The organism is uncultured Ellagibacter sp. (assembly GCF_934643285.1).
Lineage (GTDB): Bacteria > Actinomycetota > Coriobacteriia > Coriobacteriales > Eggerthellaceae > Ellagibacter.
The window spans coordinates 121114-147009 of sequence record NZ_CAKUBT010000002.1; the positions used below are offsets into that span (position 1 = coordinate 121114).

At 62.3% G+C, this 25896-nt stretch carries 16 protein-coding genes and 1 tRNA gene; 11 read left to right on the forward strand and 6 right to left on the reverse strand.

Translation table 11 applies throughout. The annotated features are described in order from the left end of the window. Positions 1-5 precede the first annotated feature (5 nt). Positions 6-1106: a DUF3662 and FHA domain-containing protein gene (locus tag Q0I65_RS01995; protein WP_366513200.1), complete on the reverse strand. Its 1101-nt coding sequence runs from the start codon at positions 1104-1106 to the stop codon at positions 6-8. Positions 1107-1426: 320 nt separating this feature from the next. Between Q0I65_RS01995 and Q0I65_RS02000 the strand changes: the two genes are divergently transcribed. From Q0I65_RS02000 to Q0I65_RS02015, 4 genes are all read left to right on the forward strand, one after another. After that, a complete protein-coding gene (locus Q0I65_RS02000; protein ID WP_296059191.1) occupies positions 1427-2674 on the forward strand; it encodes an isochorismate synthase in 1248 nt (415 codons plus the stop codon). 232 nt (positions 2675-2906) lie between these two features. Beyond that, a complete protein-coding gene (locus Q0I65_RS02005; protein WP_296059193.1) occupies positions 2907-3947 on the forward strand; it encodes an iron ABC transporter permease in 1041 nt (346 codons plus the stop codon). Then, on the forward strand, positions 3944-4729 hold the full coding sequence (locus Q0I65_RS02010; protein ID WP_296059195.1) for an ABC transporter ATP-binding protein: 786 nt from the start codon (positions 3944-3946) through the stop codon (positions 4727-4729). The genes Q0I65_RS02005 and Q0I65_RS02010 overlap by 4 nt, the downstream gene beginning before the upstream one ends. Before the next feature lie 16 nt (positions 4730-4745). After that, entirely contained in the window at positions 4746-5885 is a 1140-nt protein-coding gene (locus Q0I65_RS02015; RefSeq protein WP_296059197.1) for an ABC transporter substrate-binding protein, read from the forward strand. A 174-nt stretch (positions 5886-6059) separates the two neighbouring features. On the opposite strand, the gene Q0I65_RS02020 is transcribed toward Q0I65_RS02015, so the two are convergent. After that, the gene (locus Q0I65_RS02020) at positions 6060-6671 is read right to left on the reverse strand and encodes a nucleoside-triphosphatase (protein WP_296059199.1); all 612 of its coding nucleotides are present in this window, start codon (positions 6669-6671) and stop codon (positions 6060-6062) included. Positions 6672-6819: 148 nt separating this feature from the next. Between Q0I65_RS02020 and menD the strand changes: the two genes are divergently transcribed. After that, positions 6820-8727: a 2-succinyl-5-enolpyruvyl-6-hydroxy-3-cyclohexene-1-carboxylic-acid synthase gene (gene menD, locus Q0I65_RS02025; RefSeq protein ID WP_296059201.1), complete on the forward strand. Its 1908-nt coding sequence runs from the start codon at positions 6820-6822 to the stop codon at positions 8725-8727. Between the two features lie 283 nt (positions 8728-9010). Here the strand turns inward: menD and Q0I65_RS02030 are convergent, their stop codons facing one another. Then, positions 9011-9850 (reverse strand): deoxyribonuclease IV, encoded by an 840-nt coding sequence (locus tag Q0I65_RS02030; RefSeq protein ID WP_296059203.1) that lies wholly within the window; start codon positions 9848-9850, stop codon positions 9011-9013. Positions 9851-10100: 250 nt separating this feature from the next. On the opposite strand from Q0I65_RS02030, the gene Q0I65_RS02035 reads away from it, so the two are divergent. From Q0I65_RS02035 to Q0I65_RS02050, 4 genes are all read left to right on the forward strand, one after another. Then, positions 10101-11162 carry an alpha/beta fold hydrolase gene (locus Q0I65_RS02035; RefSeq protein WP_296059205.1) on the forward strand — a complete coding sequence of 354 codons (1062 nt, stop codon included), beginning with the start codon at positions 10101-10103 and terminating at the stop codon, positions 11160-11162. Positions 11163-11369: 207 nt separating this feature from the next. Continuing rightward, entirely contained in the window at positions 11370-12209 is an 840-nt protein-coding gene (gene menB, locus Q0I65_RS02040; RefSeq protein ID WP_296059206.1) for a 1,4-dihydroxy-2-naphthoyl-CoA synthase, read from the forward strand. Positions 12210-12312: 103 nt separating this feature from the next. Beyond that, positions 12313-15159 (forward strand): AMP-binding protein, encoded by a 2847-nt coding sequence (locus tag Q0I65_RS02045; RefSeq protein WP_296059208.1) that lies wholly within the window; start codon positions 12313-12315, stop codon positions 15157-15159. Positions 15160-15386: 227 nt separating this feature from the next. Next, complete coding sequence (locus Q0I65_RS02050; RefSeq protein ID WP_296059209.1) at positions 15387-16709, forward strand: hemolysin family protein; 1323 nt, start codon at positions 15387-15389, stop codon at positions 16707-16709. Between the two features lie 84 nt (positions 16710-16793). On the opposite strand, the gene Q0I65_RS02055 is transcribed toward Q0I65_RS02050, so the two are convergent. Genes Q0I65_RS02055 through Q0I65_RS02065 form a run of 3 tightly spaced genes read right to left on the reverse strand, consistent with a single transcriptional unit; the run spans position 16794 to position 23361 of the window. Then, a complete protein-coding gene (locus tag Q0I65_RS02055) occupies positions 16794-17585 on the reverse strand; it encodes an amidohydrolase family protein (RefSeq protein WP_296059210.1) in 792 nt (263 codons plus the stop codon). A gap of 17 nt (positions 17586-17602) precedes the next feature. Continuing rightward, entirely contained in the window at positions 17603-22612 is a 5010-nt protein-coding gene (locus Q0I65_RS02060) for an acyl-CoA dehydratase activase (protein WP_296059211.1), read from the reverse strand. Next, positions 22609-23361, reverse strand: a complete 753-nt coding sequence (locus Q0I65_RS02065; RefSeq protein ID WP_296059212.1) for a putative ABC transporter permease — start codon at positions 23359-23361, stop codon at positions 22609-22611. Before Q0I65_RS02065 ends, Q0I65_RS02060 begins: the two co-directional genes overlap by 4 nt. 235 nt (positions 23362-23596) lie before the next feature. On the opposite strand from Q0I65_RS02065, the gene Q0I65_RS02070 reads away from it, so the two are divergent. Together Q0I65_RS02070 and Q0I65_RS02075 are read left to right on the forward strand one after the other, a co-directional pair. Beyond that, positions 23597-23674 (forward strand) — tRNA-Met (locus Q0I65_RS02070). A 622-nt stretch (positions 23675-24296) separates the two neighbouring features. Beyond that, on the forward strand, positions 24297-25739 hold the full coding sequence (locus tag Q0I65_RS02075; protein ID WP_296059213.1) for an ATP-binding protein: 1443 nt from the start codon (positions 24297-24299) through the stop codon (positions 25737-25739). The last annotated feature ends 157 nt before the right edge of the window (positions 25740-25896 follow it).

Genomic DNA, 25896 nt, shown 5'->3' on the forward strand with positions numbered 1-25896 from the left:
TCGCGTTATCCGATCACGAATTGAAGGTTGGTGGTTCCCATGACGATGCGCTCGCCGCCCTGCAGTACCTGCGAGGTGATCTGTCGGCCGTTCACGAGCGTGCCGTTCGTGGAGCCGAGGTCGGTGAGAACCCATACGCCCGGCTGCTCGAAGCGCAGCTCGGCGTGCGTGCGGCTTGCGTTGATATCGGGGATAACGATGTCGCAGTTGGACTCGCGTCCGATGAGCTGGCGCGCGGAGGAAAGCGGGAACGTCTTGCCGTGCGTCGTGTCGATGAGAGCGGCGCCGCCTTGCTGAGCGCGGGGCTGCTCGCGGCGCGCTGCTTCCTGCGGGAAGGCCATGGTCTGGGGTGCTCCCTGCGCTGCGGCACCCGCGATTGCGGCGCCTGCGTCGGCGAAGGATTCCCCTCGGTTCATCGGGGGCTCTGCCCAGCCGGGTTCTTCCTGCGACTCGAAGGGCTGGTCGTCGTCGTAGTTGTCGTAATCGTCATAGCCATCGTAGTCGTCGTAGTCGTTGTAGTCGGAATAGCCCTCGTCTTCGGCGTAGTCGTCGTATGCGGGCTGATCGTAGCCGCCGGCGTACGGGGCGGCCTGCGGCTGAGGGGTATATCCGCCAGCGGGGGCGCCGTAGCGGTTGGCCGCCGGCGCGGCGCCGATGCCGTAGCGCGCCATTTCCTCTGCGCGGAGCTGCGCGATAAGGGGTGCGGCGACAGGCTCTGCCACCACGTCGAACTTGCCGTGGCGAAGGCCCTCGTCGACGATGAAGCGCACGAGCGGCTGCCCGTCCATGAGAAGCCCCTCTTCGGCAGCCTTCGCGGAAAGGTAGGTCTCGGTCTCGCCCGCGAGGGTGGGGTAGTAGCCGAACAGGCGCTCGTCGTCGTCGGCGTTCACAAGCACGGTGTAGAGCGTCGGAGCGTATTGCTTTCCTGCGCCGACCATCTTGTTGCGGCGCATCTGCTTTTCCGCCTTCTTGGCAATCTGCACGGGCGACAGCGGCGAGTTCGCCATTTTGTCGGCTGCGCCCTCGAACGTGTCTTCCATTTTGCCTTCGAATTTGGACAGGAAGCCCATCTCATCTCCTTCGCGCGGTGTTTTCGAAGTCTCCATGTTGCCACAAAGCGGGCAAGAGGGCTCAAGCTTTACCGAATTGTCATTTAATCAGCGGATTCGCGTCGGGAAAGTGCGGGGGAAGGGGAAGACGATGGGACGGGTGCGCGACGGCGGCGTGAAGGGGACGAGCGGGCGCGCAGGGGAAAGGCGCCTCGCGGTGTGCGCGACGGGGAACGGGAAGGCGGCGGGGCGTGCGGGCGCGCGGGTGGGCGAGCGGGGGCGCGACTCGTTTCGGCGCCCTCGCTCTGCGCAAGCTGTGGCGCGGGTGCGCGGTATCGATATAATTGGCGGCAACAAGTTTCCCGAAAGGATTGCCCATGACGCGCATCTACTCGTATTCCCAGCCCATCGATTCCGACATCGTCGACGGGTTCTGCCTTTTGCAGAAGGGCTTCACCGACCAGTTCGTCTACTACGACAAGCAAAGCGCGAACCGCTACATGGGTCTGGGGCGTTGCATCGCGTTACCGCAGATGGAAGGCGTGGAATACGAAATCGAGGGACCTATTGACCAGCCGCCTGTGTTCTTCTCGTTCAACCGTTTCGACGCGGAGAACCCCAAGGCCACTGACGAGCTCTTCGAGGCCTTCCCGCGCCTTCGATTCATGCTGCCCGAGGTGGTGCTCGTGGAAAACGAGCGCGGGCGCATGTTGCAAGTGAACAGCCTCTCCCCCGTGTATCCGGGCCGCATCGCGCGTTTCGCGCGCCAGGCGGCAGGCGCTCCGCGCCGCGAGCGTGTAACGGTGCCGTTTACGTTGGAGCGCGACTCTCGCGAGCAGTGGCGATCTGAAGTGGACGCCGCGCTTTCGGCGATTCGCTCGGGGCGCGTCAGCAAGGTTGTGCTCTCGCGCAGGCAGAGGCTTCTCGCCGAGCATCCGTTCTCCTCGAAGGATCTGCTGGTCAACTTGATAGACGGCGATGCGCGCGGCACGGTGGTGCTCTACCGCTACGCCGACGTGTTCTTCTGCGGCTGCACGCCCGAGCTGCTCGTTCGCAAGCGCGGCCAGCAGCTCGAGAGCATGTGCCTGGCGGGGACGTGCCTTGCTTCCGAAGACCCTGATCGCGCTCGCGAGCTGGCAAGCGAGCTTATGGCGGACGAGAAGAACCGCGCCGAGCACGAGCATGTCGTCCACTTCATGCGCGAGGTTCTGGGGCGCATCTGCCATGACGTGCGCATCCCGCGCGAGCCGCAGATCCTCTCGCTGCGCCACGTGCAGCACCTCCACACCCCGGTGAGCGCGAAGGTGCTCGAGGGCGTGAACCTGCCCGAGCTCGTGGGCGATTTGCACCCCACGCCTGCGGTGGCGGGCACGCCCGTCGGTGAGGCGAAGATGCTCATCCGCCAGATCGAGTCGTACAACCGCGGGTTCTTCGCGGGTGCGTGCGGTTACATCGACGGCGCAGGTGACGGTTCATTTTCGGTCGGTCTTCGCACGGGCGTGTTCGATGGGGAAGGCGGCTGGGTGTACGCCGGGTGCGGCATCGTCGAGGGCAGCGTGGCCGACGACGAGTTCGACGAGATCGACATGAAGCTCAAGACCATCTTAAGCGCGTTCGGAGAATAGGGCGGGTCGCGTGCCGGTTTCCTTGCGGCGAGGAGGTGCTGGCCGCGCCAACAATCAGATACAAAATAGAATATCCTTTATCAGAATAATCAAAACAGTGTAGCCTCGCCCCTCGCCTGGTGGTCTTCTTCGTTGCTTGTTTCATAACCATCCCTATTTAGGGATATTCCCGCTTGCGTAATTCTGCATATATGTATATATTTCGGGAGTAGCATTATTCGAAGGGAACGATGTGCCGAAACTTGAGGGAACAGATCCGGGGAGAAGAATCTCCCTGCGCGAAGATTTCGTCATCATGGCTCTTGCCGTGATTTTGGTTGCCATCACGTCGGTCTCGCTTATGCTCGGCAAATTCCCCATCGAACCCCATGAGGCCATTTGCATGCTGCTTGGCCAGGTATTTCCCATCGACCAGTTTTGGACGAACCAGCAGCAGACGCTGTTCTTCAACGTTCGCCTGCCGCGTATCCTGCTCGCGCTCATGGTGGGCTGCTGCCTTGCGGCCGCGGGCGCGGCGTTCCAGGGAACCTTCCAAAATCCGCTCGTGTCGCCCGATATCCTGGGCGCGTCCCAAGGCGCCGCGCTTGGAGCCGCGATTGCCATCCTTTTGGGAGCGAGCGCGTTCGCCACAAGCCTGTTCGCGTTCTGCTTCGCTATCGCGACGGTGTTTCTCGTGCTGCTCATATCGAGCCGGGCGAAGGGGAACCGCATCCTTGTCGTGGTGCTCGCAGGCGTTATGGTGAGCTCGCTGTTCCAGGCGGGCGTCTCGTTCACCAAACTGATCGCAGACCCCACCGACCAGCTTCCCGCTATCACGTATTGGCTGATGGGAAGTTTGACAAGCGCCAAGATGTCCGACGTTACGCTGGTCGCTGCCCCGATGATCATCGGGTGCGTCGTGCTGTTCGCCATGCGCTGGCGCATCAACATCCTTACCATGGGCGACGACGAGGCCGCCACGATGGGCGTGAACGCCAAGCGGATGCGCGTCGTCGTTCTGCTTGCGGCCACTCTTGTCACCGCGTCGAGCGTGGCGGTGTCGGGCATGGTGGGCTGGGTCGGCCTGGTCATTCCGCATCTGTGCCGCATGCTCGTGGGCTGCGACTATCGCAAGCTTTTGCCGGCGAGCATGCTTATGGGCGCGAGCTTCCTTTTGCTTGTGGACGACATCGCGCGTCTTGTGGCCACGTCCGAGATTCCCATCGGCATCCTGACCGCGTTCGTCGGCGCGCCGTTCTTCCTCTATCTCATCACGAGGGAGCGTAAGATTTGAGTATAGATATCGAACATGTGAGCTTCTCCTACGGGAAACATCAGGTGCTGCGCGACGTGAATGCGAGCATTCCGGACGGCGTGCTCGTGAACGTGCTTGGGCCCAACGGCGTGGGCAAGTCGACGTTGTTTCGCTGCATCCTGTGCCTGAACAGCGATTACGAGGGAGTCATTCGCGTAAACGGCAAGGACTTGCGCGATCTTTCGGTGCGCGAGCGCGCGCGGGAGATTTCCTATATCCCCCAAACCCATGCGCCTGTGTACAACTACAAGGTGCGCGACGTCGTGCTTATGAGCACGGGCGCCGATGTGGGAATATTCGGGACGCCTGGCCGCGAGCAGGTCGAGCGGGCGGAACAAGCGCTCAAGCGCATCGGCATCGGGCATTTGGCGGATCGCATGTACACCCACATTTCCGGCGGAGAGCAGCAGCTCGTTCTGATAGCCCGCGCGCTTGCCCAGAACGCGAAGACGATCGTGATGGACGAGCCCACGAGCGCGCTCGATTACGGCAACACCGTGCGCGTGCTGTCGTGCGTGAAGCAGCTTGCGCGCGAGGGACTTTCCATCGTGCAGTCGACTCATCAACCTGACCAGGCGTTTCTCTTTGCTGATAAGACTCTCGTGGTGTACGACGGCACCGTCGAGGCGTACGGCGACCCAAAGGATGTGATCACCGCCGAGCTGGTGGGGCGCATCTACGGTGTGGATGTCGAGGTCAACTCACTATATGGCGACAAGGTGCGCGTATGCGTGCCTACTAGCGAAATCAGGGAAGAATAGGATGCAAGGAGGAAGAATGGAGATGACGAAGAAGCGCGGCATCGGGTTCGCAATCGCGGCGACTGCGATGGCACTCGCGCTCGCTTTCTCGCTTGCCGGATGCTCCGGTGGGCAGAAGGAGTCAAGCGACCAGAAAAGCGATGCGCAGGCCGAGGCGCCGGCAACGCGCACCTTCACGGACTCACTCGGACGGGAAGTGGAGCTTCCCGCGCAGATCGATCGTGTGGCGGCTTCCGGCCCGCTCGCACAGAACGTGCTATTGACGATCGCTCCCGAGAAGATGGTCGGCCTTGCAACGAAAATAGCTGACGACCAGGCAAAATACCTGGGTAGCGAATATGCGTCGCTCGACGTTTTCGGTCAGATTTACGGCAGCAAGGGCGACTTCAACAAAGAGGCCGTCGCTGCAGCCGACCCGCAGGTCGTGATCGACGTGGGCGAGGCGAAGGATGGAATGAAGGACGACCTCGATACGCTGCAGGAGCAGATTGGCATTCCCGTTGTCCACATCGCGGCGTCGCTCGATTCCTATGACAAGGCTTACACGATGCTCGGTGAGCTTCTGGGCACCACCGATCGCGCGAAGGAGCTTGCGGACTATTGCAAGAAGGCCTACGACGAGACCACTTCGGTGATGGCGGGTATTCCCGAGTCTGAGCGCGCGAACGTGCTTTACTGCGTGGGCGACTCCGGCCTCAACATCATCGCGAAGGGCGCTTACCAGGGAGGCGTCGTCGACATGTGCGCCAACAACATCGGCGTCGTCGAGAAAGCGACCGGTTCGGGCACGGGCAACGAGGTGAGCTTCGAGCAGATCGCCAACTGGAACCCCGGCGTCATCCTGTTCGCCACGAACGGCAAGGATGCGGGCGATTTCTACGAGGCCGCTGGTAACGATCCGACCTGGGCTTCCCTCGAGGCTATTCAGAGCGGCTCGTACTATCAGGTACCGAAGACGCCCTACAACTGGCTGTCGAGCCCGCCGTCGGTGAACCAGGTGCTCGGCATGCAGTGGCTGCCCCGCGTGCTTTACCCGGGCAAGTTCTCCACGAGCGTGACCGACGTGGCGAAGGATTACTACAAGACGTTCTACGGTTACGACCTTACCGATGCGGACATCGCCGAGCTTATGGCCCACGCCGTTCCGTCGAAGTAGGTTTCAAGCTGCTCTTCGCGAGCGGTGATGTTCGGGCCCGAGCGCTTTGCCGCTTCGGGCCCGTTTTATGTTGTGGGATAGTGCGGAACGCGAATTGCTCGCTTGGCCTGCGCGCCAGGTACGCCCCGCATCTGGCGGGGTCGCGTGGCGGACGTGGTGGGCGCGCCCCCGCGCTTAGCGGGCCGCCTCGAATGCGCGGCGGATCGCCTCTTCCGCATCTTGTGTGGGACTTATGAGCGCGGGGTCGCCCCATGCGGGTGCGAACCGTTCGCGCGCCAGGTCGACCAGCGCGTCGCGCACCACGATGAGCGCGTGGGGGAAGGCAGGGTTGGGGCCCTCGTCGAGCAGGGCGAGCGCGCTTGTGAGCCCCTGATTCCGCATGAGCTCGAGACGCCCGAGCTCGTCGACGACGAGCAGGCTTTGGCGTCCGTTGGGGTGGATGCTGGAGGCGATGAGGTCGAAATGGGCATTCACCTGCACTATCGCATCGTCGGAGATTTCCCATCCCAGCTGCATCTGCGCGCTTTGGCTGTTCGGGTCGAACGTTCCCTCGACCTGCGCCAGGTCGCGCCTGCGGGCGAAGGGAATGCGTTCGCCTTGCGGTAGGAGCAGGTTGTCGATTCCGAGCTTCTCGAACCCGTTGGCGTCGTCGTGTTCGGAGGGCACCCAAACGCCAGGCGCCACGACGCCCGCGCAGGGGATGCCGTCGGAAGTGAGCTTTCGGCACGTGCTCTCGAGCCAGCGCGTCTTGCCTATCTGGATATCACCTGTCAGTATGAAAAGCACGCCGACCTCCTCGCGTTTCCCTTTGCGTCGTCGTTGGCGAAAGTATACTTCTTCAAGGTCAATTATCGGCATGCCCCGCGAAAAAATGCGGTCGCGGGGCTGTTTCGCGCGGGCGCTTTCAGGCTCGGGCAAAGGAAGGTAATGCGAGATGGCAGAGACATCTTCGGTACAGCAGGCTACGGCACTCGTCGTTTCGGCGTTTTTCGACGAGCTTGCACGCTGGGGCGTTCGCGAGGTGGTGGTGAGTCCGGGTTCGCGCTCGACGGCGCTCGCCATGTGCGCGTACGAGCTCGGCAGGCGCGAGCCCGAGCGCATGACTGTTTATGTGGACATCGACGAGCGCAGCGCCTCGTTCTTCGCGCTGGGGCTGGCGAAGGCGTCGGGTCGCCCCGTGGCGCTTGTGTGCACCTCGGGCACGGCGCTCGCGAACTACTACCCCGCGGTGCTGGAAGCTGAGACCTCGCGCGTGCCGCTGATCGTGCTTTCGGGGGACAGGCCTCCTCACCTGCAGGGACTTGGCGCGCCGCAAACGTGCGACCAGGTGAAGGCCTACAGCGACCACGTGCGCCGCTTCATCCAGATGCCTCTTGCGGAGGACTCGCCCCGCGCGGTCGCCTTCGCGCGCCAGGCTGCTCGCGAGCTTGTCCTGGGCGCGCTTCCCGAGGGGTGTCTTCCCCTCGAAGGCGATGCCGTCGCCTCGCGCGCGTGTTCGCGCATGGCGGGCCCCGTGCACGCGAACTTCCTCTTCGACGAGCCGCTGAAACCTGACTTTTCCACGCCCGGGGTCTTTTCGACGGGACGCAGTGCGCTCGATGGTGCGGGCGGCTTGGCGGGGACGGCGGGCATTGCCGGGCCCGAGGCCGCTGCCGTAAGCCGCCTTTCGGCAGCAGCGTGCGACCAAGTGAAGGCCTTAATCCGTGGGCGCCGTGCACTGGTGCTTGCGGGCGAGGGTACTTGCGAGAGCTTGGAAGAGGCGCGCGAGATGGCGGCATGGGCGAAGGCATACGGCTTACCTCTTCTAGCTGACCCGCTTTCGGGACTGCGCTCGCTTGGCAGCGAGGCGATCATCGACAACTATGACAACGTCTTCGGGCGTGACGATTTCCCCGCCCCGGAGGTGGTCATCCGCTTCGGGCGTTACCCCGTATCGAAGCGCTGCGTGCAGAAGCTTGCCGCGGCGCGTCCCATTGAGATTGTCGTAGACGCAGGTGAGACGCGCGATTTCAATGCGATGACCGACCTGTTCGTCGCTTGCACGCCGATTGATTTCGCGCGATCCTTGCTGGCGTGCGATTGCGATGTGCAGGCGAGCGCGGGCTTCTTTTCCGCGTGGCGCGAGGCGAACGCGGCCGAACGGGCACGCATCCTTTCGGTAGAGGAAGATTTGCGGCAGGGAGCGACGGGCGACGCTGCCGACGAGGCCTGGGTCGCAGGAGGCGCCGATTCCGGTTCCGCCGTTACCCCTCGTCCCGAAGGCGCGTACGTGCGCGAGATTCTGAAGGCGGCGCCCGTGAGGTCGTGCTTGTTCTCCGCGAACTCGATGGCGATTCGCGCGATCGACACCTTCTACGTGAAAGGCGACAAGCCGCTTGCCGTGCTGTGCAACCGAGGGCTCAACGGCATCGACGGCACGGTGTCGACCGCCCTTGGCGTCGCGCAGCATTTCGAGCAGACGACGTTCCTTACGGGGGATTTCACGTTGCAGCATGACTTGGGCGGGCTTGCGCTCCAGCGCGAAATCGCCCAGGTTGCGGCCGAGCACGGCAAGCCTGCTCCGAGCATCGTCGTGGTGCTGCTGAACAACAACGGCGGCGGCATCTTCGAGATGCTCCCGCAGGCGTCGGATGAGCCGTACTTCGCGCGCCTGTTCTCGGCGCCGCAGGACGTCGATTTCTCCCACGCGGCGGCTGCCTTCAACGTGCCTTATCGCAAAGTGGGCACTCCGAGCGAGTTTTCGCAGGTCTACGGGGAGATGCTCGGGACGCCGGGCATAAGCCTCATTGAAGTGAAGCTGCCGCTTTCTGGCCTCAAGGCCCGCTATCGAGCGTACCAATAGGGTTGCGGGGGAGCCCTTCGGCTTGCGTCCCACATTGCTTTCGGCTCGTTCGCGCCTTGCGTTTGAGCTCTTGCGGGCAAGATAGGGCCCTTCGGCGGTGCCCACAAAGCGAGTTCCGCAGCGCAGTGAGGACTGTCTGAGCGACTGGGCACTGCCGAAGGGCCCCTCCCGCGGTTCGGTGTAACACCCGCAAAGCGAGTCCCGCAGCGCGAAGGGGACCGCCTCGGGCGACTGGGCACCGCCGAAGAGCCTCGCCTTGCGGAACTCGTGTTCGCGCCTTCCGTTATTCGTTTTCCCAAGCGGCGCGCAGGGCTGCGATCTCCTCGCCCCACCCCGAGAGCTTGTCGTTCGGGGTTTCCAGATAGAAGGGCAAATCGCGCAGCGCGGGGTGCTTCGTGACTGCCGAGAGCGCCTCGAAGCCGATGTGCCCCTCCCCGATGCGAGCATGGCGGTCCTTATGCGCGCCGCAAGGGTTCAGGCTGTCGTTCAGGTGGATGGCACGCAACCTGTCAAGCCCGATGATCTGGTCGAACTCGCGCACCACGCCGTCGAGGTCTCCCGCTATGTCGTAACCCGCGTCCCAAATATGGCAGGTGTCCAGACACACGCCCACGTGGTCGGACAGTTTCACGCCATCGATGATGCGCGCGATTTCCTCGAACGTGCGCCCGACTTCGCTTCCCTTTCCCGCCATCGTCTCGAGCAAAAGCGTGGTCGCCTGGTCGGCGCGCAACGCCTCGTTGAGCGCGTCGACGATCATTTCGATGCCGGTGTCGACGCCTTGCCCTGTATGGCTTCCCGGATGCATGTTGTAAAACTGACCAGGTGTTTCTTCCATTCGTACGAGGTCGTCCGTCAGCGTCGCGCGCGCAAACTCGCGCGTTTCGGGGCTCTTCGAGCACGGGTTGAGCGTATAGGGCGCGTGCGCCAGGATGCGCGTGATACCATGCGCCGCAGCGAACTCGTGGAACGCGGTCATGTCGGCGGGGTCGATTGCCTTCGCCTTGCCCCCGCGCGGGTTGCGCGTGAAGAACTGGAACGTGTTCGCGTCAATCGAGACGGCGTCTTTCGCCATCGCCAAAAAGCCCTTCGCGACCGATAAATGACATCCGATGGTAAGCATATGCGTCCTTTCTACTGCTTCGCGACATTTTAGCTCGATGTGCGTAGGTATTTCCGCGGCTTGCGAGCCTATCGCCGGGGTGCGGGCGAGTGTTTCTCTATAACGCCAGGTCAGAGAGGCGCGGTCTTTTCAGCCCTTCACATCTTCGGTCGCCCTCTCGCTAAAACCTACGCACATCGAGCTAAAATATTTCAGAGACGCGGTGCAATCGATCGAATCGCCGCATCGGGACAGAAGAGGGGCGTCGAAGGTGGCAAACGAGGTTCTGAAGAAGGGCGGCGAGGTGGCGAGCGAGGTTTTGGGAGAGACGCGCAGCTTCGATTTCGAGGGCATGCGTTTTGGCGTGAAGGTGTGGCGCGCTTCGGCGTCGGATGCGAGGGCGCATGGCACCTCGACGGTCCCGATCGTGCTCGTTCACGGCTTCGCGCAACAAGCTTCTACCTGGGACGATACGGCGCGGCTCCTTGCGGATGCGGGGGCTCGGTGCTTCGGCTTCGAGCTTGCGGGGCATGGGGCGGGCGCCTGCTCCGCTGGCGGCGACCCCGCGGAGCGCCCTGACTTCTTCGACCTGTGCTTCCAGGCGCGAGCGCTCCTTGCTTTTTGTAGGGTCGTTGCGCGCGACGCAGGTGTGGCGCCCGTTCTGGTTGGGTACTCCATGGGCGGGCGCGTGGCGCTTCGGGCGGCGTGTCTTGCTGCGGACGACCTGCGGGGCGGCGACCAGCTCAACCGCACTGCGCTCAGAAGCTCCGCAGCCATCGCTCCGCGCGGTCGAGATCGCCGCCTGGATGCGATCGCAGCCCTCATTCTCGAAAGCGCTGGTCTTGGGCCTGTCGACGATGCCGCGCGCGAAGCGTTGCGTGAGCGCAATTTCGCCTGGGCGGCGCGCGTGCGAGGCGAAGGGGTGTCCGCTTTCATGAACTGGTGGGCGGGCCTGCCCTTATTCGAAAGTCAGCGCAACTTGGCCAATGACCAGCAAAAACGACTCCGGGTGGGCCGTCTTGCCAACGATGCGGAATCGCTTGCGCTCTCCTTCGAGCGAGCAGGCGCCCACGTGATGCCCCCAAAGCAGGAAACGATTCGCGCGCTTTGCGAGCTTTCGCGGCGCGGCATTCCCGTAAACTACCTGGCGGGGGAGCTCGACGCGAAATACTGCAAGGTTCTCGCCGACCTTCGCGCGGAATCCCAGGGCGCAATTTCGTGCCGCATTGTTCCCGCTGCCGGGCATAACGTCCACCTCGAGCAGCCCGAAGCGTTCGGCGCGATCCTGGAAGAAGTGGTCGAATCGTGCACTCCCGAACCCGCGGCCCCATGACATACCTCGTCGCGGTATGATATAGAAACTTGCGAAACAGGAATCATTCGAAGCGAAAACGCAGAATCAAACATCGTCAATCGCCGGCATGGCGTCGTTTTCCCCTGAGTGCGAAATCGGCGTCGTGAAGCCGATGCCTCCGTTGCGGGGCGCGCCAACCGTTTCGCGTCCTGCAACGAATCAACGATATGCCACGAAAGGACAGCTATGGATGACGTAGCTTGGAGATCCGCCAAGCAATATCGCGAAATCAAGTACGAAACCGCTGATGGGATTGCGAAAATCACCATCAATCGCCCCGAGCGGCGCAACGCGTTCACCCCGCTCACCGTGACTGAGATGTACGACGCGTTCTCCGTGGCGCGCGATGACGCGTCGATCGGCGTCATCATCCTGACCGGCGCGAACCACGGCGGCCGCCACGAAGACGAGGCGTTCTGCTCGGGCGGCGACCAGAAGATCCGCGGCAACGGCGGCTACGTGGGCGAGGACAACATCCCTCGCTTGAACGTGCTCGACCTGCAGCATCTGATCCGCGTGGTGCCCAAGCCGGTCATTGCCATGGTGAACGGCTACGCTATCGGTGGCGGGCACGTGCTGCACCTGCTGTGCGATTTGTCCATCGCTGCCGAAACTGCCAAGTTCGGCCAGACGGGCCCCAAGGTCGGCAGCTTCGACGCTGGCTACGGCGCGGGGTACCTGGCAAACGTCGTGGGTCAGAAGAAGGCGCGCGAGATTTGGTATCTCTGCCGCCAGTACTCCGCCGCCGAGGCGCTCGAGATGGGGCTGGTCAACAAGGTCGTTCCCTTCGAGGAGCTCGAGGCCGAATGCGTATCGTGGGCGCGCGAGATGCTGCAGTTCTCGCCGACGGCGCTGCGCTTCATGAAGGCGAGCTTCAACGCGGCAACCGATGGGCTTGCGGGTATCCAGCAACTCGCCGGCGACGCCACGCTTTTGTACTACACCACCGACGAGGCGAAGGAGGGCCGCGACGCGTTCAAGGAGAAGCGAGCGCCCGACTTCACTCAGTATCCTAAGTTTCCCTAAAGCCAAGCGACCCGATGCCCTGCGTGTCGGGTCGCTTCCCATTTCCTTTGTCCGCCCAAGTCGCTGATGCGGCGTCCGAAGAGAACAGTGGTCTGAACTCGCGATGATCAATGCGTTCGAAAGCTTGGTGAGATTGAATCCCGACGGGGTCTTCTTCACGTTCGTCGCGCGCGACGGCTCGGAGCATTCGTGCACCTATCGCCAGGCCAGGCTCACGGCGGCGGCAATCGCCCGTCGTCTGCGGAGCAAGGGGGTCGGGCGCGGCGACTGCGTCTCGGTCGACCTTCCGAACTGTCCGGAGTTCATCTTTCTCGCCCTGGCCGCGGGGTACGGGGCGTTCTCGCTCGTCGTGCTGAACAATCGCCTCACATCGGCGGAGAAGCTTTCGCGCCTGTTCGATCTGGAAAGCTCGGGCATTCGCGTGGCGTGCCGCATCGACGAAGCGCGGGCTGAAACGCTTATGGACCACGTGGCGGATGACCTTGCGGGGGTGTCGCGGCTCCAAAGCGGCAGGCGCGTCATCATGAGCGCCGAGCGCGATGCGGTTTTCGAGGCCACCCATTTTGCGGAAAGAGAATCGCACCTGTTCAATGACAAGGAGCGGGCGCTCATCCTCTTCACGTCGGGCACGACGGGCAAGCCGAAGGCGGTGCCGTCGACCTGGCGTATGCTCACGGCCGCCGCTGAGTCGTCCAACGCGGTGCTCTCGGTGCGGGGCCGCGGCATGTGGCAGGTGGCGCTTCCCCTGTACCATATTGGGGGCTTCGAGCAGGTGGTGCGCAGCATCACGAACCGCACGCCGTTTCGCCTCTACGCGCGCTTCGACGCGGCGCGGATCCTGAAGGACGCCGCGCGCGTCGGCTTCACCCATATCTCCGTGGTCGATAAGATGCTGCAGGACCTGCTCGCTGTCGAGGGGGGCGGCCCTGCGCTGGCCGCGTATCGCTGCATCCTGCTTGGCGGCGGTGCGCTCAATCCCGCCACCATCGCCCGCGCGCACGAGGCGGGGCTTCGCCTGTATGCGAGCTACGGGATGACCGAAACGTGCAGTCAGGTTGCAAACAGCCTGATAGATGGGTCGTTCACGGGTGGTATGGAGCTTCTACCCGGCTACCAGGCGCGTATCGTCGAGCCCGATGGGCGCGGTTTCGGCCGCCTGGCGGTGCGCGGGCCGGGCGTGCTGTCGAACTACCTGAATGCGCGCGCTGCCTTCACCGCGGATGGCTTCTTCCTCACCGGCGATGTGGCGGCTCTCCACGAGGGCAAGATTTACGTGAAGGAGCGCACCACCGACATGTTCGTCTCGGGTGGGGAAAACGTCTATCCCGCAGAGATTGCCGACAAGCTCATGGCGATTCCCGGCGTGGCGGACGCCTACGTTTTCGGCGCCCCCGACCCCGTGTGGGGACGGCGTCCCGTGGCGTTCATCGAGCGCACGAGCGAGGTTCCCGAACGTGGTAGTCGTGACCAGGCTTTTGACAGGCTTTCCCCGGTGAAGACGGCACGCTTCGGTCGCGAGGTGATGAAACCGCAGGTAAGACGGCATACCCCGAAACCGCTCGCCCCCTCTCGCCCGAGTGACCGCGAGTTCGTCGCCTCTGTCCATAGCCAACTCGAAGGCGTGCTCTCGAAGCTCTACCGCCCCAAGCAGATTTTCGTCATGGAAAGCCTGCCGCGGCAGGGCATTGGCAAAATCGACCGCGCTGCCATCGAGCGAATCTACTCAGAATGCCTCGATGTTCGTCGCGTGATTCTGCATCGTGTGCGTATCCCCTTCAAAAAGCCGTTCGTGACGGCGAAGGCGACGCTTGAATTCCGCGAGTCGATCATCGTGGAGGTTGTCGACGCGAAAGGACGCGTTGGCCTGGGCGAATGCGTCGCATTTTCCTCTGACTGGTATCTTCCGGAAACAATCGAGCAGGATATTGAGGTGCTGCGAGGCACGCTTGCGCCGAAGGTGATCGGCGAGGTCTTCCTTCACCCGCGGGAGGTCTCCGCGGCGTTCGCCTCCATCTCCGGGATGGAGCGCTTCCCGCTCGCTTGCGGCGCAATCGAGCCCGCGCTGTGGGACCTTTACGGCAAGATCGTGGGGAAACCCCTCGGGCGTTTGCTTAACGAGGAATACGATGTGATTGAGCGCGCGGCTCATCGCGGACGTGCGAATGGCGAGGTGAGAGGTTCGTTCGAGAAGACGTGCGAGGCTGCCGTCTCGGCGGGCGCGGTGGTCGGGATGGGCAGCGTGGAGGAGACGCTCGATTCGGTCTCGCGCTGCGTGGAGGCGGGCTATTGCCGCGTGAAGCTCAAGGTTGCGCCTGGTAGTTTAGGCGTGGTTCGCACGATTCGTCAAAAGTACCCGCACCTGTTCGTCACGCTCGACGCGAACCAGAGCTTCACGGACCGCTCGATCGCCGAGCTCCGCGCTCTCGATCCGCTCAATGTCGCGTGGATTGAGGAGCCTATCGATTTGACGCCGTGCGGGGGGTCGACCGCCCGGGCTTTTGCGCGGCTGGCGGCGCTGCAGCGGACTATCGCCACACCCATCTGCCTGGATGAGTCGTTCGTGAACGAGCGTGAGGCGTACCAGGCGCTTTCATATCCTGAGCTGCGATGCTTCGCGGTGAAGGTCGCGAAATTCGGGGGCGTGGAGGCTGCGCTCAAGTTCATCTTTGCGGCGCGTTCGCGCGGGCGCGAGGTGTGGATGGGCGGCATGTACGACACGGGAATCTCGAAGCGCATGCACGCGGCGTTCCAAACTCTCGATGAGGTGGTGATGCCGGGCGACATCGGGTCGACCTCGCGTTACTTCGACGTCGACGTGACCATGCCCCCCTATACTGCCGAGCGTGGGAAAGTGACGCTGAACCGGGCGGGACACGAGTTTGGCCTGGGGTGCAGCCTGTGCCCCGAGGCGATTTCGAGCGTGCAGATCGACCGCATCGTGATCGAGTAGCGCCGGGGGGTGCCTCATAATCGGCAGCCCCATCGCAACCCGCGCCCCCACCTCGGCTCGCGTTCCGTCGCAACCTGCGTCCCTTCATCGCTCGCTTACCGCCCCATCTGGTCAACTTGGTGAACAAAATGGCAACAAAAGCGCTCTCGGATGCGGAATATGCCATACTTCAAGGTTAAAAACGTCGCTTGAAAACAAAACGCGCCCTGAGGAGGCCCGCATACCCGATGTCCATAGCTGTCAGCCTGATTCTTGTCGTCTTCTTCCTTTTGATGAACGCGTTTTTCGTTATCGCGGAATTCGCCATGGTGCGCGTGCGCAAGTCGCAGATTGAACTTGCCTACGATGAGGGCAAGCGCGGCGCGAAGAACGCGAAGACCATCACCGAGAACGTCAACGCGTACCTGTCTGCCTGCCAGCTTGGAATTACGCTTGCTTCGCTTGCACTCGGCTGGTTGGGCGAGCCCGCTATCTCGGCGCTCATTCGCCCGCTGTTCGTTCTGCTCGGCCTGCCCGATGCTGTCATCTCGGTAATTGCGGTCGCAATCGGATATTTCCTCATGACGACGTTGCACGTGGTCGTGGGCGAGCTTATCCCCAAATCGTTCGCCATCTTCGCGACGGAACGCTACGCGCTTATGACGGCGACCCCGCTTCTGTGGTTCTATCGCATCACCTATCCGATTATGCTTATGTTCAATGGCATCACCAACGGCGTCGTGCGGCTGACCGGGCACGATCCGGCCAACGAACACGATGTGTATACGGGCGAGGAGATCAAGCTGCTCATCGACGAGTCCACGGAAAGCGGGCTTATCGAGCCTGAGCAAAACGAGTACGTCGACAACATCTTCGATTTGGGCGACAAGGACGCCGAGGCAATCATGACGCCGCGCACCGAGCTGACCTGCCTCGATATGGAGGACTCGCTTAAGGAGAACCGCGAGCTTGCCGAACGCTACAAGTACACGCGCTATCCGGTGTGCCAGGGGAGCAAAGACCACCTGGTCGGGTTCGTGCACGTGAAGGACCTGTTCATGATGGATGCCGACGCTTCGATGGAAGATCTGCCCATCCGCGAGTTGTACGCAGTGCCCGAGAGCATCCCCATCGCGAAGCTCTTGCAGCTGCTGCAGCGCCGCCATACCAAGATTGCCGTGGTTGTGGACGAGCACGGTGGCACGGCGGGCATCGTCACGATGAGCGACATCATGGAGCAGATCGTGGGGCGCGTCGACGACGAGTACAGCCACGGTTTGGCCGACGAGATCGTGAAGAAAGGCGACGGTCGCTACTTGATTGACGGCTCGCTTTCCATCGATGACCTGGAGGATCTGCTCGGCTTCCTTCCTGAGGAAGCGAACGAATGCGAAACGGCGGCAGGTATTTTGCTCGCTGCGTTCGACCGCATTCCCGAGGAGGGAGACACGGTGACGTTTACGGGGCGCGACGCGAAGGCGACGTTCACGGTGGTCGACATGGATCGCCACCGCGTCGACAAGATTCTCGTGCGCGTGGAGCAAATTTCCCACGAGGACGACGAGGAATAGCCTGCGCGTTGGCGGCGGCGGGAGTATTCTCGCCGCCGCTTTTTTGTGACAGCGAGAATGTGATAGCCTGGCCCCTAAAGGTTTCTAGCGAATGTCCATCCCGATGAATCGCTCGGCGTTATGCCAGGTCATTTTCTCGAAATCGGCTTTGGGGAAGTCGAGTGACTCGAACATCTCGAACTCTTCTGAGGGGTCCCACATGGGGAAGTCCGACCCGAACAGGATGCGGTCGGCGCCGTAGATTTCGCAGAGCTCCCGCGTGCGGCGACGCCCCAGAAACTTCTGCGAGCTCGACATGTCGAGGAAGCAGTTTTCGTTTTCCAGATACTCGACAGCCAGGTCGAACACCGACCAGCCGCCGAAGTGCGCCGCGTCAACGACGAGGTTCGGGAACTCGTGCAGGATGCGCTTCATTCGGCGCGGGTGCGAGAAATCGGTTCGGTAGTCGCCGCAGTGCATGACGAGCGGCATGCGGCCCTCGATCAGCTCGTAGATGCGCATGAGCCGATCGTCGTCCATGTTCACCTTCTGCGTGTCGGGATGGAGCTTCATCCCTCGAAGTCCCAGGCCAATCGCACGTTCGATTTCGGCCTCCGGATTGGGATAGTCCTGATGCATCGCCATGAAGCCGACGAAGTTGGGGTGCTTTTTGCACTCTGCCGCGATGAAGTCGTTGATGGACTCGACGTTGGAGGGTTTCGTCGCCACCGAGTAGATGATGTGATGCGTGATGGGCGAGCCCTCCACAGCGGCGAGCATTGCAGGGATGGACCCCTCCTTGAACATGGGGTACTGGTAGAAGTCGCCCACGCTTTCAGCGGCGCGGAGCGCGATTTTCTCAGGGTATACGTGAACGTGGGCATCGACGACGGTCATGGGGTGGAATCTTCTTTCTAGCTTCTTCTCTGGGTGCTTGCTTGATTGTCCAACTTCTGGGTGCTTCTGTCTTCGGTTGTTTTTGCGGAAGCAAGGCGTTCGGCGGCTTCGTGGGCCCGTGCGGCAGCGGCGGCGGCCCGAGCGGAAGCGGCAGCTGCTTTTGCCGAGGCTGCAACCTGGGCTTTCTCTGCGGCTTCGTGCGCTCGCGCGGCTGCCTCGTGGGCGCGGGCTGCAGTGTCTGCTGCCTTTGCCGCCGCAGCGTCGCTAGCAGCCTCGGCGGCGGCACCCGCGGCGCTGCGAGCAGAGGAGGCGGTCTTTGCTGCGAACTTGCCGGCGTCGATCGCGTGGGCGGCCACGTCGGCGGCTGCGTAAGCGGCGCTGTCCGCGGCACTCGCCACGGCAAGGGCCGCGTCCGAGACAGCAGAACTTGCCGCCTGCGGAGCGCAAGCAGGCGCTTTCTCAGCTTCTACCTGGGAATTCTCTGCACCCTTTGCGCTTAGGATGAGCATCTGCAAGCGGTTCTCGATGTTCGCGAAGCTGACGTCGGGGTCGTAATCGAGCGGCAAGATGTTCGCCTGGGGGTAGAGCTCCTTCAGGCGTTTGGCGATGCCGCGCCCGACGACGTGATTCGGTAAGCACCCGAACGGTTGCAGGATCAAAAACGACGTGCAGCCGTGGGCGGCGTGGTGCAAGATCTCGCCGGGGATGAGCACGCCTTCGCCCGCGTCGAACGTGTGATGGATGATGGGATCGCTCGCGCGTACCAGATCGGGCATGCGACAGGGTGGCTCGTAAAGCGGGTGCGCGCACGCGATGCTGTCGCACACGTTGTGGGCCACGTCGAACACATTGTCCGCGACCGCGTGCCATGCCTTCTCCTTGAGGGGGCGCGTGACGCGGTACTCCTTTTCCTGTGCATGCTGGTAGAAGTACGTCTTCCTGATGACGTCGGTCATGCGAGCCTCGATGACCTCGAGCCCGTTGTGCTCCAGGTACAGCTCGACGTCGTGGTTGGCGCCAGGGTGGAAGTTCAGCAGGTACTCGCCAACGATGAGCACCTGCGGCTTGCGGTGCGTACGGTCGTAAGGGACTTTCTTCATCGCGTCGATGGCCTGGGAAAATCCACGTTTAAGGGAGCGAAGCGACTTGCCGCGCAAACCCTCCATCAGCAAGTCGAGCGCCTCGTCGAAGGCGCGGTCGGCAGCTCCCGGCTCGGTCTCGTAGGGGCGCATCTTGCGCAGCAGCTCCTCGAGCGCATCGATCATCGGCAGCGTGAAGGCGACTTTCAATGCCGAGCTCACGTTCATCTTGAACCCAGGGTGCACGTTGTGGAAGTCGACGTCGTCGTTCGTGATGATAGGGACCTGCGGATAACCGGCGTCGTCGAGCGCCTTGCGCAGGAGCGCCTCGTAGTGTGTGAGGCGGCAGTCGCCAATGTACTTGCCGGTGCCGACAGCGACCTTGTCGGGGTCGTACTTCCCACTGCGGAGCGCGGCGAGTGCTTCGCCGATGACGATTTGCGCGGGGAAGCAGATGTCGTTGTGCACGTATTGTTTACCCAGGCGGATGGCCTCTTCGCGCCCGATCTCAAGCGGGATGGTTCGCAACCCTTGGCTTTCGAAGGCGACTGACATCAGGCGACAGAACGCATGCGAGGTGTTCGGGATGAGCACCACCTTGTCCTGACGGTTGGCTTTCGTGAACTTCTGCGGATAGGGATCGGGCAGCTCACAGGCGCGCTTTCTCGTTTGCGGAGCGGGGGTCGCGGCAGCTTGCGTGGTTGTCGGGGCGCTCGCGGAGGCCTCGGGGGTCGCGGCGGGCGGCGCGGCAACTTCCCGATCGCTCACCTTCTCGTTCTCGGCCTTTTTCCTGCGTAGACGGATGGTCTCGATGAACGAACGCACGCGGATGCGCAGCGGCCCTTGGATGTCGCTCTCGTCGACCTTCAGGATGAGGGGCGCTTTGGGCCCGGCGAGATGCATGAGGCGTATGATCTCGTCGGAGAGGTAGGCGTCGTGGCCGCAGCCGAAGCTCACGAGCTGGACGTATTCCAGATTCGGGCTTCCCGCAGCGATCACGGCGGAGCCCAGCATGCGCGCGTGGAAGTTGTTCACCACGTCGAGGCGGCTTCTCGAAAGGTCGACCTCGTTCACGTGGGGCACAGCATCGGCGCAGATCACGGGGATGCCAAGCTCGGTGAAGGCGCGCGGCAGCTCGTGGTTGACCAAGTCGTCGTTCTGATACGGCCTGCTTGCGAGCACGACGGCGAAGGAGCCTTCACGTTCCACCTGGTCGCAAATGCGCTCGCCTTCCCGCGCAAGCTCGGCCTTGAACGTTTTTTGCGCAGCGTCGGCCGCACCGATCGCCTGGCGTATGCTTGCGGTGTCGAGGGAGAACTCGCGTGCGAGGTACTCGGTGAGCTGGCGGTCGCGGTCTTTCTGCGAGAGCCAGTGGAACAGCGGCGCGTCGAAGGGGATGCCGAAGCGCTTCTCGGGGTTGTCCGAATTGCGCATGACGATAGGGTAGCCCTTCACCACCGCGCACATCGACTGGCTCGTTTTTGCAGTGTTTTCCGAGGTCACCGTCGTGACGGAAGGCATGAAGATGCGGTCGACCCCCTGATCGGCCAAATCGCGCACGTGCCCGTGGACAAGCTTTGCGGGGAAGCACACGGTGTCCGAGGACACGGCCGCAAGCCCGCGTTCATACATGGCGCGCGTGCTCGGGCGCGACAGCTTCACCGTGAAGCCGAGCGAGCGGAACAGTGTCGTCCAGAAGGGGGCGTATTCCCACATCGAGAGGACGCGGGGCATGCCGATGACCGTGTTTTGCGGCGCAGGGTTGGGCGTGCAGGGCCAGTCGCGGAAGAGGAGCTTCTCGCGGACGTCGAACAAGTTCGGCACGCTGTCGACGGCGGCAGCGATGCGTTTTACCTGGTCGCGTATGGATTTATCCTTCGGGTCGCCCACCACCTCGCCGCGCGGGCAGCGGTTGCCTGTCACCCACGAGTCGCCGTTCGCGAAGGTGATGCGCGTGCGGTTGCAGTGGTTCGCGCAGAAGGGGCAGATGAGGTTAGACTCCTGCGTATACGAGAAGGCGTCGAGCGCATCGAGGGAGAAGGCGGTCGCGCGTGCGGGCTCGCGCCCCTCGCTGGTCGCGTTTTCGTTGGTCTCGTTCGCGTTCTCCAAGCTTGCCGCGACCTCGCCCCTCTCGCGGCGGGCGCCCTCCAGATGCTCCTGTGTAAGCAGCGCGATGCCGATGGCGCCCATGAGCCCCGGGTAGGGCGCGCGCGTGACCTCGCGGCCGATGTGCTGCTCGAGTGCGCGCAACACGGCGTCGTTTAAGAACGTGCCGCCCTGCACGACGACCTTCTTGCCGAGGCTTTCGAGGTTCGATATGCGAATGACCTTGGTAAACGCGTTCTCGATGATCGAGCGGCACAGGCCCGCCATGATGTCGGCGGGCGTTTTCCCGCAGCGCTGTTCGGATACGATGCTGCTCGTCATGAACACGGTGCAGCGGCTGCCGAGCACGGCGGGGTTGGTCGAGGAGAACGCGGCCTGCGCGATGCCTTCCACGGGGATGTTAAGTGAGGACGCGAAGTTTTCCAGAAACGACCCGCAGCCCGATGAGCAGGCCTCGTTCACGACGATGTCGGTGATGATGCCGCCGTCGAGCCAAAGGGCCTTCATGTCCTGCCCGCCGATGTCCAAAACGAAGCTCGCATCGGGCACGCACGCCTCCGCCGCGCGGGCATGCGCCACGGTCTCGACCGTGTGGTAATCGGCGCCGAAGGCTTTCGCGAACATGAGCTCGCCGTAGCCAGTGGTTCCCACGCCCAGGATGTCGAGCGTGGCACCCGCTGCGCGATAGCGGTCGCGCAGCGCGATGAGCGCCGCGCGTGCGACGTCGAGCGGCTCGCCCTCGTTGGGAGCGTAAAACGAATTGACAAGCTTCCCATCGGGGGAAACGAGTGCGAACTTGGTGGTGGTGGAACCCGAATCGATGCCCAGGTAGGCGCGCACCGTCGAGCCAGGGACGGGGTCGGGCGGCGTTTGGGAGGCGAGCGCATGCGAGGCTTCCCACGCGGCACGCTCCTCGTCCGAGGCGAAGTAGGCTGTCCCGCGCGTGCTGGGGGCGGGGCTCGCCGCAGCCTTGTCGAGAGCGTCGGCTGCATCGAGGAGGTTTGCGACGAGGCAGTTCTCGTTATCGGCGAACAGCTCGTCGGCGGCGAGCGCGGCGCCCAGGGCGACGATGGTCTCGGGGTTTTGGGGGATCACGATGTCGTCGCCTGTGAGATCCAGGCGTTCGGCGAACACGCGCACGAGCGTCGGGTTGAAGGTTAGCGGGCCGCCTTCGAAGATGACGGGCGGATGGATGTCGAGGCCCTGCGCCAAGCCGCCGATCGTCTGCTTCGCGATGGCGTGAAACGACGACAGTGCCAGGTCCTCCTTCGAAACCCCCTGGTTGAGCAGGGGCTGGATGTCGGTCTTCGCGTAAACGCCGCAACGGCCCGATACCTGGTGGACCGATTGCCCGCGCGCGGCGAGCTCGTCGAACTGTTCGACAGGCACCTTCAGAAGCGCGGCCATCTCGTCGATGAAGGCGCCCGTGCCGCCGGCGCACGAGCCGTTCATGCGCATGTCGGCAACGGTGGTTGCGCCCGACTTCTCGTCGCGCTCGAAGAACACCATCTTCGCGTCTTGGCCGCCGAGCTCGATCGCGCAGCGCACGTTCTCGTGGTCGCGGCGCACGGCGAGCGAGTTCGCCACGACTTCCTGCACGAAGGGCACGCCGAGGGCGTCGGCGATGGTAGTGCCGCCTGACCCGCATGTTACCAGGCGAAACGAGCACCCGGGGAATTCTTTTGCCACCGTGCGCAGGAGGGTGGCGACCGTTTCCACCTGATGCGCATTGTGGCGCACGTAGCGCGAGAAGAGCACGCGCTGCGCGAGCGGGTCGAACACCACGGCTTTCGCGGTGGTGGATCCGACGTCGATTCCCAAATGGTAAGTGCTAGCTATCATTGATTCCCACGTTTCACAAGGTCGGCGTAGAGCGACATGGTTTGGAAGCGTTCGCTCATAAACTCGTCGCTGTAGTTCTCTGCAAAGTATGACTGAAGCGGCGTCTCGATGGGGTTGCCATTCTGCCGTTCGTACCAGTAATTGAAGCTGAGGATGGTCATCACGATGTTCGCAATCATGTACGCGCAGAGGATGGTCGTGAGCGGCTTGCGGACGCTTTTCGGGATGTCCTCGATGATGCGCAGCATGGGCGGCAGGCCGATCCGCATCCAGGCGAGGCCGGCGAATCCCCAGACGATCGCGATGCCGAGGCAGGTGTGTCCTCCCAGGTTAAAGGGCTGGTCGGCGTAGCTCCACGCGACGATTCCGAAGAACGTCTCCCAAAACCAGCCTGCGATGAACTCGAAGCCCGCGCCGACGAAGCCCGCGCAGATTCCCATGGCGAGCGCGCTTTTGTCGCGCAGGTTCCACAGCGCCATGGTGATGAGCATGCCGCCGACACCGTAGATCGGGGAAAAGGGGCCCCAGACCAGGCCAGCGCGGTCTTTCCAGATGCCGTCGATGGGGTAGCTCACGATGGTCTCGACGACGAGGCCGATGACGCTGCAGATGACGAAGATCCAGAAGAGGTGGAAGAAGGTGAGCTTTTCGGGGAGGGGTCTGGCGCGGCGCACCATGCGATGGGAGGGAAGCGCGGGGACGTGTGGACGCGCGGAACCGTCCGTATTGCGATGGTTCGCATCGGCCATTCGCCCCTGCTCCTTTCCCCAGATAGATGACTTGCTCGCATTATTCCGTAGAGACACTATTATATGCTCCCCACTTGTGGCGAAACGAAATAATTCGAGAAAGGTTGCGGAAGGGTTGCCGAGAGCTGCATGTGGTGGTTTTGTGACGCGAGATTTAATTCTTGCCTTGTGCGACCCACAAGGGTAATATTCTTTCTTGCAGCTTTTCTCATTGCGGAAAGCGCCAAACATACATTGCGGGGTGGAGCAGTCTGGTCAGCTCGTCGGGCTCATAACCCGAAGGTCGGTGGTTCAAATCCGCCCCCCGCGACCAAAATTTCAGCAGGCTAGAACGGTAAATGTTTTTGCCTGCTTTTTTCTGTTCTCGAATTCGCCCCTGGGGCTTATAGGCAAATATTGCAATGCTTGTATGGCAAATGGTTTGAGTCGACCCGCTTAAGGTATCTCGTTCCTGATTATTTCGGCTGCCACTGTTAACTTTGTAGCTACGTGATCCTGCCGGTGACGGGCGCAAAGACCGACGAAGAGACGGCGCGGATTCTTTCAGGGCATGGGTGCTGCAATCTTTGTAGTCTTATGTCCATATAGACATCGTTCGTCTCAAGCAGACGGTGAAAAGCTATGGCGAGTTGGTTGCTTCGAGCGGTGGTTTGGCAAGCAATGCCAATTGCAAAAGGCGGCCGCCTTCGTCAGCCGATTATGCAAGAGGAGCAGCTGGGCCAATGGCTCGAAGGTCGACGTAACCTGCGTTTCGAATAAATGCGGCAAAGGAAAAATCGTAAGGAGCGTGGGGAATGCGACGTTGTAATTCAAGGATGGGGGCTGTTGTTTTCCTGACGACAGAGAAGGCCGTTACCTGTCGGTGCGGTATGAGCGTATGCCGCTCGCGATCATTGGTTTACACTAGCTGATGTCAAATGATGAAGGAGCCGCATATGCAGCAGCCTATAGCGATGAACGACGTCGCCCGATTTTCTTCTACGAAAGAGAGCCAATACTTCGATCGCAAGAGTGCCCGCAAAGACGACAAGGAGGTCGCCAAACATATAAGCGCGTTTGCGAACGCCGCTGGCGGCAAGCTCGTTATCGGAATTGAGGACGATGGTGAGGTGACGGGCTTCAAGCGCAATGGAGCGCGCGACATCGAGAATTTTGAGCGCGCTCCGATCGCTACATGCTCTCCGAGCCCTGTCGTGCATAAGGAGCGTATTTCTGTGGTGAACTCTTCAGGTGAGGATGACGTGGTTCTCGTTCTCGACGTTGAAGCCTCGTCTAGCCACGTTATATCGAGGATGAGTGACGGCGAGGTGTTTCTTCGCCAGAATGACAAAAGCGTCAAGCTGACGCGCGAGCAGGTCTCGGCGCTCCAATACGACAAGGGACAGCGCGTTTTCGAGGATGAGCTCGTGCTGGACTCCTCGATTGACGACGTCGACCACGAAGTGCTCGACCGCTATAAGGAATTGCTTGGAACCGAGGCTTCCGACGAGCAGGTGCTCAGGAGCCGGCGTTTCATGCGCGACGGCAAGCTGACGGTCGCGGGTGCACTGCTGTTCGCCCAGGATCCGTCGGTCATGATGCCGCAGGCGCGCGTACGCGTGCTTCGTTACGATGGCGTGAGGATGGAGACGGGCGAGCGGCTCAACATCACCAAGGAGCGCACGTTCTGCGGCCCGCTTCCCAAGGTCATAGAAGGGGCGCACGCACTCATTTCAGGCATGCTCCGCGAGTTCCAATTCCTCGGACCCGACGGAAAGTTCAGAACGGTGCCCGAGTATCCGGAGTTTGCCTGGTTCGAGGGTTTGGTCAACGCCGTGACGCATCGCGACTACGCTTTTCGCGGTGATTACGTGCGCGTTTCGATGTTCGATGACCGCCTGGAGATCGTGAGTCCTGGCGCGCTGCCCAACATCGTGACGCTTGACAACATGCGCGAGACGCGTTATTCGCGAAACCCGCGCATTGCCCGCACCCTCGTTGAGTTCGGGTGGGTTCGCGAGCTCAACGAGGGCGTGCAGCGCATCTACAGCGAGATGCGAAGCATGCTTTTGGGCGCACCTACGTATTCAGAGCCCGACAACGCGAAGGTCAGGCTTACGCTGGAAAACAATATCGTGGCGCGAACCGTCAGACGTCGCGAGGCGCTGGAGGACAGGCTGTCGCCGGAATCCATGGCGCCGCTGGGCGAATACGAGCTTGCCGCCGTGCGGCTCGCGTTTGCAAACGGCAAGGTTACGGCGGCGGAGCTCGCCGAGCATATCGGCCGCGGGCAGCGCACAGCAACCCGTGTCCTCAAAGGCCTTTCCAAAGATGGCGGGCTGCTTGAATGGCACGGATCTTCCGCCACTGATCCTAATCAGTTTTATACGCTGGCATAGGTATGGCGTCGGAGCTTTGTCGGAGCTTTGTCGGAGCTTGTCGTAGCTTTGTCGTAGTTTGAATATGTATCCGATATCGCATCCAGGCTTGTTCTGGGAATGCTGCTCTATGCGATATCGGCCTTGCGGCCGATGCCCGCGTTGCTTTGCGGGCGTT

Bases quoted from the DNA above. Each gene is read 5' to 3' on its own strand.
- Q0I65_RS01995 (WP_366513200.1), bottom strand. From the start codon at position 1,106: ATGGAGACTTCGAAAACACCGCGCGAAGGAGATGAGATGGGCTTCCTG.
- Q0I65_RS02000 (WP_296059191.1), top strand. From the start codon at position 1,427: ATGACGCGCATCTACTCGTATTCCCAGCCCATCGATTCCGACATCGTC.
- Q0I65_RS02015 (WP_296059197.1), top strand. From the start codon at position 4,746: ATGGAGATGACGAAGAAGCGCGGCATCGGGTTCGCAATCGCGGCGACT.
- menD (WP_296059201.1), top strand. From the start codon at position 6,820: ATGGCAGAGACATCTTCGGTACAGCAGGCTACGGCACTCGTCGTTTCG.
- Q0I65_RS02030 (WP_296059203.1), bottom strand. From the start codon at position 9,850: ATGCTTACCATCGGATGTCATTTATCGGTCGCGAAGGGCTTTTTGGCG.
- menB (WP_296059206.1), top strand. From the start codon at position 11,370: ATGGATGACGTAGCTTGGAGATCCGCCAAGCAATATCGCGAAATCAAG.
- Q0I65_RS02045 (WP_296059208.1), top strand. From the start codon at position 12,313: ATGATCAATGCGTTCGAAAGCTTGGTGAGATTGAATCCCGACGGGGTC.
- Q0I65_RS02050 (WP_296059209.1), top strand. From the start codon at position 15,387: ATGTCCATAGCTGTCAGCCTGATTCTTGTCGTCTTCTTCCTTTTGATG.
- Q0I65_RS02055 (WP_296059210.1), bottom strand. From the start codon at position 17,585: ATGACCGTCGTCGATGCCCACGTTCACGTATACCCTGAGAAAATCGCG.
- Q0I65_RS02060 (WP_296059211.1), bottom strand. From the start codon at position 22,612: ATGATAGCTAGCACTTACCATTTGGGAATCGACGTCGGATCCACCACC.
- Q0I65_RS02065 (WP_296059212.1), bottom strand. From the start codon at position 23,361: ATGGCCGATGCGAACCATCGCAATACGGACGGTTCCGCGCGTCCACAC.
- Q0I65_RS02075 (WP_296059213.1), top strand. From the start codon at position 24,297: ATGCAGCAGCCTATAGCGATGAACGACGTCGCCCGATTTTCTTCTACG.